Annotated in this window: 16 protein-coding genes; 5 read left to right on the top strand and 11 right to left on the bottom strand. The window is 59.4% G+C overall.

Going from position 1 to position 17,495, the window contains the following annotated elements:
* Positions 1-90: 90 nt before the first annotated feature.
* The 4 genes from gltP to E4P01_RS02230 form a co-directional block, all read right to left on the bottom strand.
* A complete protein-coding gene (gene gltP, locus E4P01_RS02215; RefSeq protein WP_005783475.1) occupies positions 91-1,422 on the bottom strand; it encodes a glutamate/aspartate:proton symporter GltP in 1,332 nt (443 codons plus the stop codon).
* A gap of 741 nt (positions 1,423-2,163) precedes the next feature.
* Entirely contained in the window at positions 2,164-2,631 is a 468-nt protein-coding gene (locus E4P01_RS02220; RefSeq protein WP_216090526.1) for an inhibitor of vertebrate lysozyme family protein, read from the bottom strand.
* A 2-nt stretch (positions 2,632-2,633) separates the two neighbouring features.
* A complete protein-coding gene (locus E4P01_RS02225) occupies positions 2,634-2,798 on the bottom strand; it encodes a DUF1328 domain-containing protein (protein WP_003187386.1) in 165 nt (54 codons plus the stop codon).
* A gap of 78 nt (positions 2,799-2,876) precedes the next feature.
* Positions 2,877-3,161 carry a hypothetical protein gene (locus tag E4P01_RS02230; RefSeq protein ID WP_032881167.1) on the bottom strand — a complete coding sequence of 95 codons (285 nt, stop codon included), beginning with the start codon at positions 3,159-3,161 and terminating at the stop codon, positions 2,877-2,879.
* 392 nt (positions 3,162-3,553) lie between these two features.
* Here E4P01_RS02230 and algB point away from each other — a divergent pair, with 392 nt between their 5' ends.
* Both algB and E4P01_RS02240 read left to right on the top strand, forming a co-directional pair.
* On the top strand, positions 3,554-4,900 hold the full coding sequence (gene algB / locus E4P01_RS02235; protein ID WP_032878543.1) for a sigma-54-dependent response regulator transcription factor AlgB: 1,347 nt from the start codon (positions 3,554-3,556) through the stop codon (positions 4,898-4,900).
* A 10-nt stretch (positions 4,901-4,910) separates the two neighbouring features.
* A complete protein-coding gene (locus E4P01_RS02240; protein ID WP_078822725.1) occupies positions 4,911-6,698 on the top strand; it encodes an ATP-binding protein in 1,788 nt (595 codons plus the stop codon).
* Positions 6,699-6,730: 32 nt separating this feature from the next.
* On the opposite strand, the gene E4P01_RS02245 is transcribed toward E4P01_RS02240, so the two are convergent.
* The 6 genes from E4P01_RS02245 to E4P01_RS02270 all read right to left on the bottom strand — a co-directional run bounded on the left by E4P01_RS02245 (position 6,731) and on the right by E4P01_RS02270 (position 12,210).
* A complete protein-coding gene (locus E4P01_RS02245; protein ID WP_078822724.1) occupies positions 6,731-7,507 on the bottom strand; it encodes an N-acetylmuramoyl-L-alanine amidase in 777 nt (258 codons plus the stop codon).
* 88 nt (positions 7,508-7,595) lie between these two features.
* Positions 7,596-9,641 carry a GGDEF domain-containing protein gene (locus E4P01_RS02250; RefSeq protein WP_032878547.1) on the bottom strand — a complete coding sequence of 682 codons (2,046 nt, stop codon included), beginning with the start codon at positions 9,639-9,641 and terminating at the stop codon, positions 7,596-7,598.
* The gene (locus E4P01_RS02255) at positions 9,638-10,516 is read right to left on the bottom strand and encodes an endonuclease/exonuclease/phosphatase family protein (protein ID WP_005783460.1); all 879 of its coding nucleotides are present in this window, start codon (positions 10,514-10,516) and stop codon (positions 9,638-9,640) included. The genes E4P01_RS02250 and E4P01_RS02255 overlap by 4 nt, the downstream gene beginning before the upstream one ends.
* Before the next feature lie 10 nt (positions 10,517-10,526).
* Positions 10,527-11,162, bottom strand: a complete 636-nt coding sequence (gene dsbA / locus E4P01_RS02260; protein ID WP_216090525.1) for a thiol:disulfide interchange protein DsbA — start codon at positions 11,160-11,162, stop codon at positions 10,527-10,529.
* Between the two features lie 166 nt (positions 11,163-11,328).
* A complete protein-coding gene (locus E4P01_RS02265; RefSeq protein WP_005783455.1) occupies positions 11,329-11,955 on the bottom strand; it encodes a cytochrome c4 in 627 nt (208 codons plus the stop codon).
* A 33-nt stretch (positions 11,956-11,988) separates the two neighbouring features.
* Complete coding sequence (locus E4P01_RS02270; RefSeq protein ID WP_032878550.1) at positions 11,989-12,210, bottom strand: cytochrome; 222 nt, start codon at positions 12,208-12,210, stop codon at positions 11,989-11,991.
* Positions 12,211-12,402: 192 nt separating this feature from the next.
* Between E4P01_RS02270 and yihA the strand changes: the two genes are divergently transcribed.
* Entirely contained in the window at positions 12,403-13,044 is a 642-nt protein-coding gene (gene yihA, locus E4P01_RS02275; RefSeq protein ID WP_005783451.1) for a ribosome biogenesis GTP-binding protein YihA/YsxC, read from the top strand.
* A gap of 268 nt (positions 13,045-13,312) precedes the next feature.
* Here the strand turns inward: yihA and polA are convergent, their stop codons facing one another.
* Positions 13,313-16,108, bottom strand: coding sequence for a DNA polymerase I (gene polA / locus E4P01_RS02280; RefSeq protein WP_078822721.1), 2,796 nt, complete (start codon positions 16,106-16,108; stop codon positions 13,313-13,315).
* A gap of 74 nt (positions 16,109-16,182) precedes the next feature.
* Between polA and E4P01_RS02285 the strand changes: the two genes are divergently transcribed.
* Both E4P01_RS02285 and E4P01_RS02290 read left to right on the top strand, forming a co-directional pair.
* Positions 16,183-16,473 (top strand): DUF2782 domain-containing protein, encoded by a 291-nt coding sequence (locus E4P01_RS02285; RefSeq protein WP_003187366.1) that lies wholly within the window; start codon positions 16,183-16,185, stop codon positions 16,471-16,473.
* 55 nt (positions 16,474-16,528) lie between these two features.
* A complete protein-coding gene (locus E4P01_RS02290; RefSeq protein ID WP_216090524.1) occupies positions 16,529-17,482 on the top strand; it encodes a homoserine kinase in 954 nt (317 codons plus the stop codon).
* Positions 17,483-17,495: the final 13 nt, after the last annotated feature.

The following is a 17,495-nucleotide window of genomic DNA, read 5'->3' on the forward strand; positions in this document are numbered from 1 at the left end:
TCCCCCGAAAGATGGGGCGAATGATAGCGGGGCTGACAGAAACGACAAACCCCGGAATTATCCGGGGTTCGTGTCAGCGCAATCGTGCTATCAGCCGCGAGTAGTCTCGCCGGCTGGCAACGCTTCCTTGCTGCGCCAGTGCGGCAGGGAGTTCCAGTAGCGCTCGCCCTTGGCGTCATCGTACATGCCTTCCCAACGGGAGATGACCAATACGGCCAAGGCATTGCCGATCACGTTCAGTGCGGTACGCGCCATGTCCATCACACGGTCGACACCGGCGATAAACGCCAAGCCTTCCAGCGGGATGCCCACGCTGCCCAGGGTAGCCAGCAACACTACAAAGGACACACCCGGCACGCCGGCGATACCTTTGGAGGTAACCATCAGGGTCAGAACCAGCATCAGTTGCTGGCCGATCGACAGGTCAATGCCATACAGCTGGGCAATAAAGATTGCCGCGATGCTCTGGTACAGGGTCGAACCGTCGAGGTTGAACGAATAACCGGTCGGCACCACGAAGCTGCAGATCGCCTTCGGCGCGCCGTAGGCTTCCATCTTCTCGATCACCCGGGGCAGCACAGTTTCGGAACTGGCGGTGGAGTAAGCCAGTACCAGCTCATCCTTGAAGATGCGCATCACTTTCAGGATCGAGAAGCCAAACAGACGGGCGATCAGGCCCAGTACCGCGAAGGCGAAGAACAGAATGGCGACGTAAACCAGGATCACCAGCTTGGCCAGCGGCAGCAGGGAGGCAAAGCCGAAGTTGGCGACGGTCACCGCGATCAGGGCAAACACGCCGATAGGGGCGTACTTCATGATCATGTGAGTGACTTTGAACATGCTCTCGGACACGCCCTGGAACATCGTCACCAGCGGCTCGCGCAGCTCAGGCTTGAGGCTCGACAAGCCCAGGCCGAACAGCACCGAGAAGAAGATGATCGGCAGCATTTCACCACGGGCAACCGCCGCGAAGATGTTCGATGGGATCAGGTTGAGGATGGTTTCGATGAACGCATGTTCATGCTGCACCTCGGCGGCGGTGGCCTGGTACTTGGAGATGTCGACGGTACCCAGGGTACTCATGTCGATGCCGGCGCCCGGGTGGAACAGGTTGGCCAGCAGCAGGCCAACCACGATGGCGATGGTAGTGACCACTTCGAAGTAAAGGATGGTTTTGACGCCGATGCGACCGAGCTTTTTCGCGTCGCCCACACCGGCAATGCCGACGATCAGCGAGGAAATCACAATCGGGATCACGATCATCTTGATCAGGCGGATAAAGATATCGCCTGCCGGCTGCAATACATTGCTGATCCACCAGGCCTTTTCAGCACTGAAATGGTTGAGCACTGCACCGATTGCGATCCCCAGTACCAAACCGATGAGGATCTGCCAGGCGAGGCTTAGCTTTGCCTTCTTCATGTCATTACCCTTACTTCAAGTGGACTTATGGCAAATGCGCCAGCTGCAACGCTCGAAAGCGAAAAAGTGTGTGCATCAGCCTCCATGGAAGGTCACCGCAGCGTGGCCGAAATGGCTTACTGGTAGGCGAAAAAAGGCGCAACTATTCCCATGCAAGGGAGCGACGTCTAATGCCGTAAACGCCTACCCTATGCCGAATCGGCATGGCTTTTTTTGAAAATAATTGTCCAAACGGTCAGTTCGAATACGCCATTCAGGCGGGTGAATATGCCGTGAGGCGGCCAAATCAGGCTCGCTCAGTGATACTGAACGACTTGCAACGTTTGGCAGAAATGCGTGAGAAATCCATCACCTAGCACCGGAAGTGTCCTATGGCGCGTCTGAAAATTTCTCGATAGATGGTCGCGTCGACATACCCGGTAATGGTTGGCGAGAGGCAAAAAGCAAAATTGCGACTATGAGAGGCATAAAGCGAGAGCCATGAAGCGAGAGCCAAGCGCGGGCATGAGAGTCATAAGCCCGCCGCAAGTTCAGCAAGCTTGAGGACTTGTGAACTTGCGTCGCAGCTTTTCGCCTAACCCGGCCCTTTCGCAGGCACTCCCTGTGCCCGTAGGTCACGCCGATCTTGATCGATCAGAGCAACCCGGCCCCCTGGTCATGCACCACCCTTGGCGAGTGATGCAAACAGAAAGAAGCGCAGGGGCTTCTTTCTATGGACGCTGGCTCCGTCTCAGACGGAACCTAGTACCAATTCGGATCTTTCTTCAGTTGTTCCATCAACAGCTTTTGCATGCCTTCATCCGGCTTACCGAGGAAACGGTAATCGGCATGCCGTGTCGGGGACTTGTCGGCCGGCAAACCGGCTGGGACTTCCACCAACATCGCGTAGGCATCTTCCTTATCGAAACTGAAGGCCACGATCAAACGCTTGCTCCGGCAGGTATCCGCGGTTTCACACAGCGGCCCGACCAAGTACTTGTCGCCATCTTCCTCGACAGCGTTCATTTGCTCAGCGGTGCCGGACAGGTTCATCACCCATTCCGGCAGACGCTCTTCTTTCTTCACCACGCCTTGCCAGGTTTCACGGTATTGCGGATCCGAATTGAGCAATTCGTTCGCCCGGGATTGCCCGTCATTGGCGGCCATCGCCAGGCCGCTGCCGCCCAGTAGCAGGGCGGCAGCCAAGGCTTTAAACGGCAGAGTGGTCATATTCAACCTCGGCCTTTACGACCAAAGAAGAACGAAGCAATGAACATCACCAGGAAGACGACAAACAGGATCTTGGCGATGCCGGTGGCGGTGCCAGCGATACCACCGAAGCCCAGGACTGCAGCGACAATGGCGATGATCAGAAATGTGATTGCCCAACTCAACATGGTGATTCTCCTTATGCTTCTATAGGGGTAACAGCGGTAGTGCCGTGCAGTCGCTCAACACAAGCGACTTGTTCTTACCTAGAACACCCAGCGCTCTTGAGCAGGCAGTTCATCCAGGGTGGAATCCTGATCGACCAAGCTCAATTGCGGGGCAGTTACATTAGCGCTGGCGCTGCCAATGGAACGGAAATGGTTCTGGGTCATCACCGGACGCTCAAATTGCGGGGCTGGCTGCTCACTCTGCTGCCAGTGCTGCATCTGCTGGCCGGCAATCAACGTGACCATCAAGGCCAGGCTGGCAAACAGGCCCTGCTGCATACGCAGCGGCGATACACGCAATTGGCTGAGGCTTTGGCGAGTCATGCTGCTGTTCTCCCGCATTCTGATTATTCGTTCATGACACTCTTGGGAGGGATATTGCAGACTGCGTGCCAGCTTTATTGCAAAATAAAACACAATAAAATCAATAGGTTATGTGACATGAAAGGATGTTGCACCCAGCATCCTGCACGATGCCTCTCTAGATGCCGTGCGAAATGCACGATGGCCAGTGGTCGGGTCAGGGGATCGAAAGCGCACGCTCAGTTGCCGAAGTCGCGATAACGCACAAAAAGGCTATCAGCCGGCGCTTTGTAGGAAGGCGTGTAGATACCTACACGAAGATGCCTTTTATGAATCAGAATAAACCATGCAACTTGCCCGATTATTCCGGGACTAAACACCATCTTATTTAATAGTTAAGGAGCGCGGGACAGATGGATTCAGCCAAGGAGCTTCAAGGCCGCATTCTTTTAGTGGATGACGAATCCGCAATCCTCCGCACGTTCCGTTATTGCCTGGAAGACGAGGGCTACACCGTTGCCACCGCCAACAGCGCCGCCCAGGCCGATGCCCTGATGCAGCGCCAGGTGTTTGACCTGTGCTTTCTGGACTTGCGCCTGGGCGAGGACAACGGCCTGGATGTACTCGCGCAGATGCGTATCCAGGCTCCGTGGATGCGTGTGGTGATCGTCACGGCCCACTCCGCCGTGGATACCGCCGTGGACGCAATCCAGGCCGGTGCCGCCGACTACCTGGTCAAACCTTGCAGTCCGGACCAATTGCGCCTGGCCACCGCCAAGCAACTGGAAGTACGCCAGCTCTCTGCGCGACTGGAGGCCCTGGAAGGCGCAGTGCGCCAGCCCAAGGATGGCCTCGACTCTCACAGCCCCTCGATGATGGTGGTACTGGAAACTGCGCGCCAGGTGGCCGGGACCGATGCAAACATCTTGATCCTTGGCGAGTCCGGCACCGGTAAAGGTGAGCTGGCCCGTGCCATTCACGGCTGGAGCAAACGCTCCAAGAAGTCTTGCGTGACCATCAACTGCCCGTCACTGACCGCCGAGCTGATGGAGAGCGAACTGTTCGGCCATAGTCGCGGCGCGTTCACCGGCGCCAGTGAAAGCACCTTGGGACGCGTTAACCAGGCTGACGGCGGCACGTTGTTTCTCGACGAGATCGGCGATTTTCCCCTCACGTTGCAACCAAAGCTGCTGCGCTTCATTCAGGATAAGGAATATGAGCGTGTGGGCGACCCAGTCACCCGCCGCGCCGACGTGCGCATCCTCGCCGCCACCAACCTGAACCTGGAAGACATGGTGCGCGACGGCCGCTTCCGGGAAGACTTGCTGTACCGCCTCAATGTCATCACCCTGCACCTGCCGCCGCTGCGCGAACGCAGTGAAGACATCCTTACCCTGGCTGACCGCTTCCTGGCACGCTTCGTCAAGGAATACGCCCGCCCCGCGCGCGGATTCAGTGATCAGGCCCGTGAAGCGCTGCTCAACTATCGCTGGCCCGGCAACATTCGCGAGCTGCGTAACGTAGTGGAACGCGCCAGCATCATCTGCCCTCAGGAGAAGGTAGAGATCAGCCATTTGGGGATGGCTGAGCAACCGACCAACAACGCGCCCCGTATCGGCGCGGCGTTGAGCCTGGACGAGCTGGAAAAAGCCCATATCGGCGCCGTGCTCGCCACCAGTGACACGCTGGATCAAGCAGCCCGCACCCTCGGCATCGACGCGTCGACCCTGTACCGCAAACGCAAACAGTACAACCTGTGAGCAGGACCTTATGAAGCTCGCGATGAAACTGCGCACTCGGTTATTTCTGAGCATTTCAGCGCTGATCACCGTGGCCTTGCTGGGATTGATCCTGGGCCTGGTCAGCGTCATGCAAATGGCCAAGACCCAGGAATCGCTGATTCGCAGTAACTTCATCACCCTGGATCTGGGACTCAAATTGCGTCAGAGCCTGGGCGACCAGCTGATCATGATGCTGGAGAAACGACCCGACCCTGAGGCCCTGAGGGCCTCCAAGCAGCATTATTTCGACCTGCTGGACCAAGGCGTCGCCCATGAGCAGTCGATCGGTAAAAGCCATGGCTTTGGCCAGGCCCGCTCCGACTACCAGAACCTGCTCGAAGCGTTCGACCAATCCCAACAGGAAACACCGCCGCCGGGCAGCAAGGAAAAAATCACTGAAACCTTCAACATACTGCGCAACGGACTGATTGCCGATCACAAGCAGGCTCTGGAGAACATCAGCGCCAGCGAGCACAAGTCCCGTGAGCGCGCGTTATTGATTGCAGGGTTGCTCGGGTTGGTGGGCCTCGCAGTGTTGATCATTGGCTTTGTCACGGCCCATGGCATCGCGCGGCGTTTTGGCGGACCGATCGAGGCACTGGCCAAAGCCGCCGACAAGATCGGACAGGGCGATTTTGAAGTGACGCTGCCTATCTCCTCCGCAGCGGAAATGAATCAGTTGACCCGCCGTTTCGGCATCATGGCCGAAGCATTGCGCCAGCATCAGGCCACCAATGTCGATGAACTGCTGGCCGGCCAACAGCGCCTGCAAGCCGTGCTCGACAGTATTGATGACGGCCTGCTGATGATTGATCGGCAGGGCTGCCTGGAGCACCTCAACCCGGTTGCACAGCGCCAACTGGGCTGGGACGAAGAGCGCCTCGGTCAGGGCCTGGGCGAAGCCCTGGGTCGTGCAGAGATGGATGAACAACTGCAACTGGTGCTGCGCGGCGGCAACCTGGAGCGGGCGCCGGATGATCTGGAAGTGGAAGTCGAGGGCGAACTGCGCCTGCTGACCTACAGCCTGACCCCTGTGAGCCATACACAGGGTCATATTCTGGGGGCTGTGATGGTGCTGCATGACGTTACCGAACAGCGCGCCTTCGAACGAGTGCGTAGCGAGTTCGTGTTGCGCGCCTCTCATGAGCTGCGCACGCCGGTGACCGGCATGCATATGGCCTTCGGCCTGTTTCGCGAGCGAGCGAAGTTCCCGGCAGACTCCCGTGAAGCGGACCTGCTGGATACGGTCAACGAAGAAATGCAACGCCTGATGCAGTTGATCAACGACTTGCTCAACTTCTCGCGCTACCAGAACGGCCTACAAAAACTCACCCTGGGGGCCTGCGATGTGACCGACCTGCTGGAACACGCACGGGCGCGATTTACCGAACCCGCCAATGCGCAGCACATTGAGTTGCTGGTGGAAGCCCAGCCGGAGTTGCCGCGACTGTATGCCGACCAGGTGCAACTGGAGCGCGTGCTCGACAATTTGCTCGGCAACGCGTTGCGCCACACCGCCGAAGGCGGGCAGATTCGCCTGCAGGCACGGCGTCATGGCGAACGGGTGATTATCAGTGTTGAAGACAACGGCGAAGGTATCGCCTATGGCCAGCAAGGGCGAATCTTCGAACCCTTTGTGCAGGTGGGTCGCAAGAAAGGCGGCGCGGGCCTGGGGCTGGCCCTGTGCAAGGAGATCGTGCAGTTGCACGGCGGCCGCATGGGCGTGTATTCACGACCGGGGCAGGGTACGCAGTTCTATATGGCATTACCGTTGTAGGAGCGAGCTTGCTCGCTCCAACATCTACACAATCAGCGCTGGTTCAAGGCCCGCAGGATCGCAGCACTTTCAGCATCCGGAGTGCCATCAAACAATGAAGGGCGGAAGCGCATCTGGAAGGCGGCGATCACGTGCCGCGTGGCCACATCCAGCTCCCCGGTCTGCGGCGTCTGATAGCCCAGGCGAGCGAGTTCTTCCTGGAACCAGGTGATGCTCGGCAGCTGAGCGCCGTACTGCACCTGGAATCGGGCCACGGCCTGTGCATCCGGCCAGACGGCCAAGCCTTCTGCGGCCAAGCGCTTCCAGGGGAACAGCGGCCCCGGGTCCAGCTTGCGCAGTGGGGCAATGTCGCTATGCCCGATGATGTTCTTGGGGTCGATACCGTTACGCTTGCTGATGTCCTTGAGCAGCACGATCAGCGACTGCACCTGCGCTTCGGAATACGGGTACCACACACGCCCTGTCGGCGTATCACGGAACCCAGGGTTGACGATCTCGATGCCGATGGAGCTGGAATTGAGCCAGGTGCGCCCCATCCACTCGCTTTCCCCCGCGTGCCAGGCACGCTGGCTTTCATCCACCAGCTTGTAGATGGTGCCTGAGGCGTCGTCGCCGATCAGGTAATGGCTGCTCACCTGGCCATGGGTCAGCAATGCCAGCGAGCGCTCAAGGTTGGTAGAGGTGTAATGCACGACAACAAACTGCACGCGGTTGTCGTGGTTCACCGAAGGGTGGCTGGTATTCAGCCGCGGGCCGCTGGCGCAACCGGCGAGCAGGAGAAACACAAAAGCAATAGACAAGGATTTCATGGCAGGAGCAGTACACTGAGAGACGATAATGCAACAGTGTAACGTAACGTAATTAGCCCGGCGGTCAAATTACAAAATGGAACATCTTTTATGCCACCTGCACTTGATTGCGTCCCGCTGCCTTGGCCCTGTAAAGCGCTTCATCGGCTCGCTTGAGGGCCAAGTCGCTGCGCTCGCCAGGTTGAAACTGCGCTACGCCCATGGACACCGTGATCGTCACCGGCTCGCCCTTGAAGTGGAACGGGCATGCCTCGATGGCCGCGCGCAATACTTGAGCGACAGCCAAGGCATCCGCCAAGGCTGAGTCGGGCATCAGCAGCACAAACTCCTCACCGCCGAAACGCGCGATGAAGTCGGTGGGCCGCAGGCGCTTGCTCAGCACGTTGGCGATGATCTTGAGCACCTTGTCACCCGCCAGATGACCGTAGCCATCATTGATGCGCTTGAAATGATCCAGGTCGAGCATCGCCAGCGACAGGCTGTTGCCGCGTTGATGCCAGGCGTTGACCTCGTGATCAAGGCGTTCGCTCCACGCTGCCCGGTTGGGCAGGCCGGTTAGCGGATCGAGCAAGGCCTTCTGGCGCTGTACTTCCAGGTGCTCACGGTAGCCCTGGGCTTCCTGCTCCATGTTGGCCACCCGCTCAGCCAGGGTTTTGAGGCGCGCCGCCACTTCCTGCTCACGTTGGTCACGCTGCTGCTGATGCTCGTCCATGGTCCCGAGCAAGCCTTCGAGATGGCTTTCGAGTACCTGCTTGAGGCTGCTCAGATCGGCGGCTTCCTGCACGCTGCTTTGCAACCCGTCGACCTGTTCACGAATCTGCGTATCCAGCTCCCGCGCGGCCAGGCTGCTATCGGCGTGGCCCTCGCTGGCAACCTGCAGGTGGCCCTGAAATGCCTCAAGGCGCTCGTTGAGTTGCTTGAGATAAGCCTCGAACTCATGCTGGCCACTGTCGGTGATCGCCAGCATCAGCACCGCCAGGTCATCCAGGATCGGGATCAGCTCGTACCAATTCAAGCCGTGGGCAAGCCGCTCGCGCATGGCTTCGGCCTGGGGCCGGTGACGTTCAGGCAGGGACAGGTCTTCCAACAGGCCCAGTAACGTATCTTCAATGTGCTTGGCCACCGAGCTGTAGGACGGCTCAGGCGAGTCGGGCAGGGCGTATATCCCATCGGGCTGCAGTTCGTCGGGCTCGGGAACTTCCAGCACAGGGGGGAGAGACAGGCTACCTATGCTGGTTTGATCCGGCGCGTCGACTTCAACCTGCGGCGCTTCAATAAAGGCGGCGAGCGCGCTTTCAGGGGCTGGCTCTTCTATCGGCGGCTCAGGGGCCTGCACAGGTGAAGCAATCGGGGCTGCAGAAGGCGGTGCCTCGAATGCGAAGGTGTCGCGAGCCGCTTCCACCGGGGCCGGCGCTACCAGTTCCGATGCGGGAGCGAGCGGCGTTTGTGGTTGCGGTGCAAAGGCACGCAAGGCCTGGGTCAACTCTTCGGACTGTACGGGCTCCTGCGGCTCGGGCGAAGGTGGCGGCGCAGCGGGCTTTGACGGCGCCACCTGCGCGGTGGGCAGTGGCGCAGCGTCAACCTGCGGCGCTTCACTCGATGCCTCCTTACTGCCAAACAGGCGCTGCAGCAGCCCAGGACCCGCGCGTGAGGCTTCGCTTTCAGGCTCCAGATTATTCAGCGCCTGCCCTTGCAGGCTGCTTAGCTCACTGAGCAACAGCGGTATCTCCCGCGCCTGGCCGACGCGGCTATCGAGCTGTTTGGCAAAGGCCTTCAGCGGGCGGGCCACCTCGCGGGGCAACGCAAGCTTTTGCAGCTGGGCAACCAGGGCCGTGAGTGCGGTGCTAATCTGGTCAACCCGGGTTTCGCGGCGCTGCTCGGAATCCAGCACAGCCTTTTCCAGGCGCGGCAACAGCGCGGCGAGGGCTGCGTCCATGTCGTCCGTGCGCACTACATCACGCATTTCTTTCATGCATTGATCAACAGCGCGGTCAGTCCCTTCAGCCGCCAGCGTGCTGCGTACCAGGCCGCGGCGCAGCAGGTCGAGGCGGGCGGCCCAGCGGCGTTCGAGCTTGTCTTGTTGCTCGATGCTCTTGAGGTATTTCTCTTTCCAGCGCTGGGCGTCGTCGCTCATGCAAGAGGTCCGCGAGGGCCTGGGCTCAACGCGGGTAATGCATCAGCGGTAAGCGAACCCGGCAGACGAATCTCTACCGCGACGGGCAGGTGATCGGAAATGGGCTGCGCCAGCACTCGCACACTTTCCAGTGTAAGGCTCGGGCTGAGCAGGATGTGGTCAAGGCAGCGCTGCGGGCGCCAGCTGGGAAATGTGGCTTCGACTTGCGGGGCCAACAGGCCCAGGTCGCGCAGCGGGGAATTCTGCAACAGGTCGTTGGCATGGGTGTTCATGTCCCCCATCAACACCTGGTGCTTGTAGTTACCGATCAGGTCACGCACATAGGCAAGCTGCAGGTTGCGGGTACGTCCGCCGAGTGCCAGGTGCATCATCACCACCACCAAGGCTTCAGGACCTTCACCGAAACGCACGAGGATCGCACCGCGGCCTTTCGGACCCGGCAGCGGGTGATCCTCGATGGCGGTCGGCTTCAAGCGGCTGAGCACACCATTACTGTGCTGTGCCAGGCGCCCCAGGTTGCGGTTGAGCTGCTGATACCAGTACGGAAACGCGCCGAGCTGGGCAAGATGCTCCACCTGGTTGATGTAGCCCGAGCGCAGGCTACCGCCGTCAGCCTCCTGCAAGGCGACCAGGTCGAAGTCGCTGAGCAGGTCGCCGATCTTCTGCAGGTTACCGGTACGCCCCTTGTGCGGTAGAACGTGCTGCCAGCCACGGGTGAGGTAGTGCCGGTATTTCTCGGTACTGTTGCCAACCTGAATGTTGAAGCTGAGCAGGCGCAAGCGGCTGTCTGCCGGCAGGCCCGTGGCTTGCAGGTGGTGTTCGTTGACCTGCGGCTCGTGCAGGCCAACGACGCGTTCGGTACCCCAACGGCGCATGGCGGGCCCCTTACTTGGCTGCGCGTTCTTTAGCGATCAGTTGGTCGGCAACATTGAGGACCGCTTCAGGACCACCGGCAGTGCCCAGGTCGAAACGATACTTGCCGTTGACGATCAGGGTTGGAACGCCTTGCACACCGTACTTCTGCGCGAGCTCCTTGGCCTGCTTGATCTGGCCCTGGATGGCGAAGGAATTGAAAGTGGCCATGAACTTGTCCTTGTCCACGCCCTGGGTGGCGACGAAGTCAGCCATTTCGTCCGGCTTGGTCAGGCGCTTGCCCTGTTTCTGGATCGCTTCGAAGACGGCGTTGTGAACTTTGTGTTCCACGCCCATGGCTTCGAGCGTCAGGAACAGTTGGCCGTGGGCATCCCATGGGCCACCAAACATGGCGGGAAGGCGACGGAAGTTAACGTCCTTGGGCAGCTTTTCGGCCCATGGATTAATGGTCGGCTCAAAAGCGTAGCAATGCGGGCAGCCATACCAGAACAGCTCCACCACTTCGATTTTGCCGGGTACCGACACCGGTACAGGGTTAGCCAATTCAACATAGGTTTTACCGGCTTCAAGCGGCACATCGGCTGCTTGCGCGGTCATGCCGAAGAGGCTGGCAGTGACGAGAGCGGCGCTGAGGATCAGATTACGCATGCTTTACTCCTGGACAAATAAAGTCGCCTCACGCGACCTTTGTTGTGACAGGTCTACGCGGGCATGAGTTCGTTAGTGTAACGGCAGCGGCCACAAAAAAGGGCGGCCTGAGCCACCCTTTTATGCTTGCATCGCGGGATTAATCGAGCGTTAACGTCGAACCCGCTCAGTGCAGGCCCTGGATATAACTGGAGAGGGCTGCGATGTCTTCGTCGCTCAGCTTGCGAGCGATGGTGCGCATGGTCATTGCATCACCATCATTGGCCCGGCCGGCTTCTTCTTTACGGAAGTCAGTCAACTGCTTGGCGATGTAGGTGGCGTGCTGGCCGCTCAGGTGCGGGAAGCCAGCGGCGGCGTTGCCTGCGCCATTTGGCGAGTGGCAACCGGTGCAGGCAGGCAAGCCTTTTTCCAGGTCACCGCCACGGAACAGCTTTTCTCCGCGAGCGACCAATTTAGGATCAGCAGCTCCAACACTGCCTTTCTGGCTGGCAAAATACGCCGCGAGGTCCGCCAGGTCCTGATCGTTGAGATTGGTCAACATGCCGGTCATTTCCAGCACTGTGCGCTTGCCGTCCTTGATGTCGTGCATCTGCTTGCTCAGGTAACGTTCACCCTGGCCGGCCAGTTTGGGGAAGTTCGGCGCCGGGCTGTTGCCATCCGGCCCGTGGCAGGCACCACATACGGCGGCTTTCGCTTGACCGGCAGTGGCATCACCTTTGACGGGGCCCTCTGCAGCGACGGCAGCGCCTGTGATGCCCAAGGTCAACAGCAGACTCACGATCAGTTTGTTCATCAGCTAATCCAACTACGGCTAAGGGTTTAAGAGTTATCTACCGGGTTTACTCACCGCCAACTCAATGACGGCCTGGTAATCCTCAGTACTGCAGTCCATGCACAAACCACGCGGCGGCATTGCCTTGAAACCCTGGGTCACGCGCTGCATCAGCATGACCACGCAAACTCGGTTGTACAGCGCTTGTGGATCCTGTGTAGCCTGAGCGCCGTAAAGCGGGTTCAGGACACCAAAAGCGGCAACCATTGAGGCCATACATCGACCTTTTCAGGGTTTGAGAGCGTTTTGCGTTCTAATGCGCAATAAAGGTCTTTCGCTCCCGTGAACTTCATCCTTCGCTGGGACAAAGCACACACAAAATCTGCGGCATTATATACTGGCGCTACTGAAACGGAAACGACACCGCTTGCCGCACCCTTTTTCGGCACCGCCCACATCGGAAATCTCATGCAACTCAAGAATCCCATCCTCGGCCTGTGCCAACAGTCCACGTTCATGCTCAGCGCCGCCAAAGTGGACCAATGCCCCGATGACGAGGGCTTTGAAGTCGCCTTTGCCGGCCGCTCCAACGCTGGCAAATCCAGCGCACTGAACACCCTGACCCACGCCAGCCTGGCGCGCACCTCGAAAACCCCGGGTCGCACGCAACTGCTCAATTTCTTCAAGCTAGACGATGATCGGCGTCTGGTCGACCTGCCGGGCTACGGTTATGCAAAAGTACCTATCCCGCTGAAGCTGCACTGGCAGCGTCACCTTGAGGCTTACCTGGGTGGCCGGGAGAGTTTGAAGGGTCTGATTCTGATGATGGACATCCGCCATCCGATGACTGACTTCGACCTGCTGATGCTCGACTGGGCCGTCGCCAGCGGCATGCCGATGCACATCCTGCTGACCAAGGCCGACAAGCTCACCTACGGCGCAGCCAAGAACACGCTGCTCAAAGTGCAGTCCGACATCCGTAAAGGCTGGGGCGATACGATCACTATCCAGCTGTTCTCGGCGCCGAAGCGCATGGGCCTGGAAGAGGCTTACACGGTGCTGGCCGGCTGGATGGAATTGGCGGACAAAGGCGCAGAAGCTACCGAGTAACTTTTCTGCGGGCAAAAAAAACCCCGGACTTCGTATGGGGAGGGAAGTTCGGGGTCCAAGTTCCGGACCGCTAGGGCGGGGTCCAGATATCTGCCAACACTTAACACAACATAGGAGCATTGAAGGGCTTCACCACCCATTCAGTAACTCTGAGTGGCAGTTCACAGGTTAAGTTCCGGCAGCTCCAAAAAACTATTGGAAATAACTGACGGCGATTTGCGCTCTAAAGCACTGCGCCAGCACCCTCGGTGTTGGCGCAGCTCTGCAATCAGTGCGCTTGGTCCCAGTTATCGCCCACGCCCACATCCACCACCAACGGTACGTCCAGCTGGGCTGCAGCACTCATATGTTCGCGAATCTTCTCGCTGACTTGTGGGACCAGGTCCTCACGTACCTCCAGCACCAATTCGTCGTGCACTTGCAGGATTACCTTGGCATCCAGGCCCGACTCGGTCAGCCAGTTATCCACCTGCACCATGGCTTTCTTGATGATGTCCGCCGCCGTGCCCTGCATGGGCGCGTTAATGGCTGTGCGCTCTGCCGCAGCGCGCTCCTGAGGTTTGTTGGAGTTGATATCCGGCAAGTACAGGCGCCGCCCGAAGAAGGTTTCCACATAGCCTTGGTCCGCTGCCTGGGCACGCGTGCGCTCCATGTATTCGCGAACACCTGGATAGCGGGCGAAGTACACATCGATGTAAGCCTTGGCGGTCTTGGTATCGACGCCGATGTCCTTGCCAAGCTTCTGGGCTCCCATGCCGTAGATCAGGCCGAAGTTGATTGCTTTGGCACTGCGGCGCTGGTTGGACGTGACTTCAGCCAGCTCAACCTTGAATACCTCGGCAGCCGTGGCGGTGTGCACGTCCAGATCGTTTCGGAAGGCGTTCATCAGCCCTTCGTCCTTGGACAGGTGCGCCATGATCCGCAGCTCGATCTGGGAATAGTCCGCCGCCAGCAGCTTGTAGCCCTTGGGCGCGACAAACGCCTGGCGAATCCGCCGCCCTTCGGCGGTGCGCACCGGGATGTTCTGCAGGTTCGGGTCGCTGGAGGACAAGCGCCCGGTTGCCGCTACCGCCTGATGGTAAGACGTATGAATGCGCCCGGTGCGAGGGTTGATCTGCTCCGGAAGGCGGTCGGTGTAGGTACTTTTGAGCTTGCTCATGCTGCGGTACTGCATCAGCACCTTGGGCAACGGAAAATCATCTTCGGCCAGTTTGGCCAGCACTTCTTCGGCGGTGGAAGCCTGCCCCTTGCCGGTCTTTTTCAACACCGGCATCCCCAGCTTCTCGTAGAGAATCGCCCCAAGCTGCTTGGGTGAGCCGAGGTTGAATTCTTCACCGGCGATCTCGAAGGCCTGGCGCTCCAGCTCGACCATCTTGTTACCCAGCTCGATGCTCTGGATGCCCAGCAGCTCCTTGTCCACCAATGCGCCCTGGCGCTCGATGCGTGCCAGTACCGGCACCAATGGCATCTCGATATCCGTCAGCACACTGGCCAGGCTCGGGATCGCGGCCAGCTTTGCGTGCAGCTCCTGATGCAGGCGCAAGGTCACATCGGCATCTTCGGCTGCGTAAGGGCCAGCCTGTTCAAGGGCAATCTGGTCGAACGTCAGCTGCTTGGCGCCTTTGCCGGCAATGTCCTGGAAGCTGACCGTGTCGTGGTCCAGGTACTTCTTCGCCAGGCTGTCCATGTCATGGCGGGTCGCCGTGGAGTTCAGCACGTAGGATTCGAGCATGGTGTCGAAGGCGATGCCACGCACAGTGATGCCCTGTGCAGGGTCGCCACCGATGGCGCAGTTGGCGAGGATGTTCATATCGAACTTGGCGTGCTGGCCAACCTTGAGTTTGGTCGGGTCTTCCAGCAGCGGTTTCAAGGCCAGCAGCACGGTGTCCCGATCCAATTGATCCGGCGCGCCGATATAGGAATGGGTCAGCGGGATGTAGGCGGCTTCATGGGGCTGCACAGCAAACGAGACCCCAACCAATTGCGCCTGTTGAGCGTCAATGCCGGTGGTTTCGGTATCAAAGGCAAACAACGGCGCATCGTTGAGTTTTTTCAGCCACACGTCGAAGGTGGCCTGGTCCAGGACGGTGGTGTAAACCGCCTCTACCGGTACCGATATAACGGCCTCGACCGGCGTTTCGGCGGCAGGTGCAACCTCGCTCGCCGACTTGAGCTCCACACGCTTGGCATCGCGCTGGATCTCGTCGTACCAGCTCTTGAACTCAAGCAGCGTGTACAGCTCCAGCAGCTTTTCGCGATCCGGCTCGATCAGGTGCAGGTCATCCAGGCCCACGTCCAGTGGCACATCGATCTTGATCGTCGCCAACTGATAGGACAGGAATGCCATCTCCTTGTGCTCTTCAAGCTTGGCTGGCAGGGTTTTGGCCCCGCGGATAGGCAGCGTCGGCACAATATCCAGCTGCTCATAAAGCTCTTTGAGGCCGCCATTCACTCCCACCAACAAGCCCGAGGCGGTCTTCGGCCCAATACCCGGGACGCCTGGGATGTTGTCGGACGAATCGCCCATCAACGCCAGATAGTCGATGATCTGCTCGGGAGCGACGCCGAATTTCTCCTTTACGCCCTCAACGTCCATCGAGCTACCGGTCATGGTGTTGACCAAGGTAATGTGCCCGTCCACCAGCTGTGCCATGTCTTTATCGCCGGTCGAAATCACCACCGGGCGGCTGGCGGCCGCGCTGCTGCGCGCCAGGGTGCCGATCACGTCGTCAGCCTCGACGCCTTCGACGCATAGCAACGGGAAGCCCAGGGCGATCACGCTTTGATGGAGCGGCTCGATTTGCAGGCGCATGTCATCGGGCATACTCGGGCGGTTGGCCTTGTACTCGGCGTACATCTCATCGCGAAAGGTCCCACCCTTGGCGTCGAACACCACCGCGAACGGGCTGTCCGGGTACTGCTTGCGCAGGCTTTTGAGCATGTTCAACACGCCCTTGACCGCACCGGTCGGCAGGCCTTTGGAGGTGGTCAGCGGTGGCAGCGCGTGGAAGGCGCGGTACAGATAAGAAGAACCGTCCACCAGGACGAGGGGCGCTTGGCTCATGAGCAGGATCAACCTTTTCGGCGGGTCAGGCGCTAGAATAGCCGGACCAATGAAAACAAAGGGACAAGGTTATCATGCGTACATTCAATCGCCTGCTGTTGACCGGTTTGATTGCACTCGCTCCGATGGCTGCCATGGCGGCAGACGATGCGCCTTCGGCAGACCCGGAAGTTACCATTCGCACGGAAGGCGACAAGACTATCCAGGAGTATCGCCAGAACGGCTTCCTGTACGCCATCAAGGTTACCCCGAAGGGCGCTCCACCTTATTTCCTGGTGCGCGCGGACGGAACCGATGCGAACTTCATCCGCTCCGACCAGCCGGATATGCTGATCCCGTCATGGAAGATCTTCGAATGGAAATGATTTCTTAATTTTAACCGGCGCTGCTAAGCCAGCGCCCGTAACGGCAGTTTTAACCATGTCTGTGTTCACCCCCCTGGCTCGGCCCGAGCTGGAAACCTTTCTCGCCCCTTATGGGCTCGGCCGCCTGCTTGATTTCCAGGGGATTGCCGCTGGCAGCGAAAACACCAATTTCTTTATCAGCCTGGAGCAGGGTGAGTTTGTCCTGACCCTGGTTGAGCGCGGCCCCGTGGCAGAAATGCCGTTCTTCATCGAACTGCTCGACGTGCTCCACGACGCCGACCTGCCGGTGCCGTACGCCTTGCGTACCACCGACGGTATCGCTTTGCGCGAACTCAAGGGCAAACCCGCCTTGCTGCAACCGCGCCTGGCCGGCAAGCACATCAAGGACGCCAACGCCCAACATTGCGCCCAGGTCGGCGACCTGCTCGGCCACCTGCACTTGGCGACTCAGGGCGAAAAAGTGCTGGAGCGCAAGACCGACCGCGGGCTGGACTGGATGCTCAGTGAGGGCGCGCAGCTGATTTCACACCTCAACGACGCACAGCAGCGCCTGCTGCAGGACACATTGAGCGAGATCGAAACCCACAAAGCTGACATCCTCGGCCTGCCACGGGCCAACGTTCACGCCGATCTGTTTCGCGACAATGCGATGTTCGAAGGCACACACCTTACGGGCTTGATCGACTTCTACAACGCCTGCTCGGGGCCGATGCTCTACGACGTGGCGATTGCCTTGAATGACTGGTGTTCGGATGCCGATGGCGCGATCGACGGGCAACGCGCCCGGGCGCTGCTGGGGGCTTATGCAGGGCTGCGGCCGTTTACTGCGAAGGAAGCCGAGCTATGGCCGACCATGCTGCGCGTGGCGTGCGTACGGTTCTGGTTGTCACGACTGATCGCGGCGGAGTCGTTTGCCGGGCAGGATGTGTTGATTCATGACCCGGCGGAGTTCGAGCACCGGCTGGCGCAACGCCAGCAGGTCAGTGTCCACCTGCCGTTCGCGCTCTAAAAGGCCTACTCGG

The organism is Pseudomonas sp. NCIMB 10586 (assembly GCF_023127895.1).
GTDB classification, from domain to species: Bacteria; Pseudomonadota; Gammaproteobacteria; order Pseudomonadales; family Pseudomonadaceae; genus Aquipseudomonas; species Aquipseudomonas synxantha_A.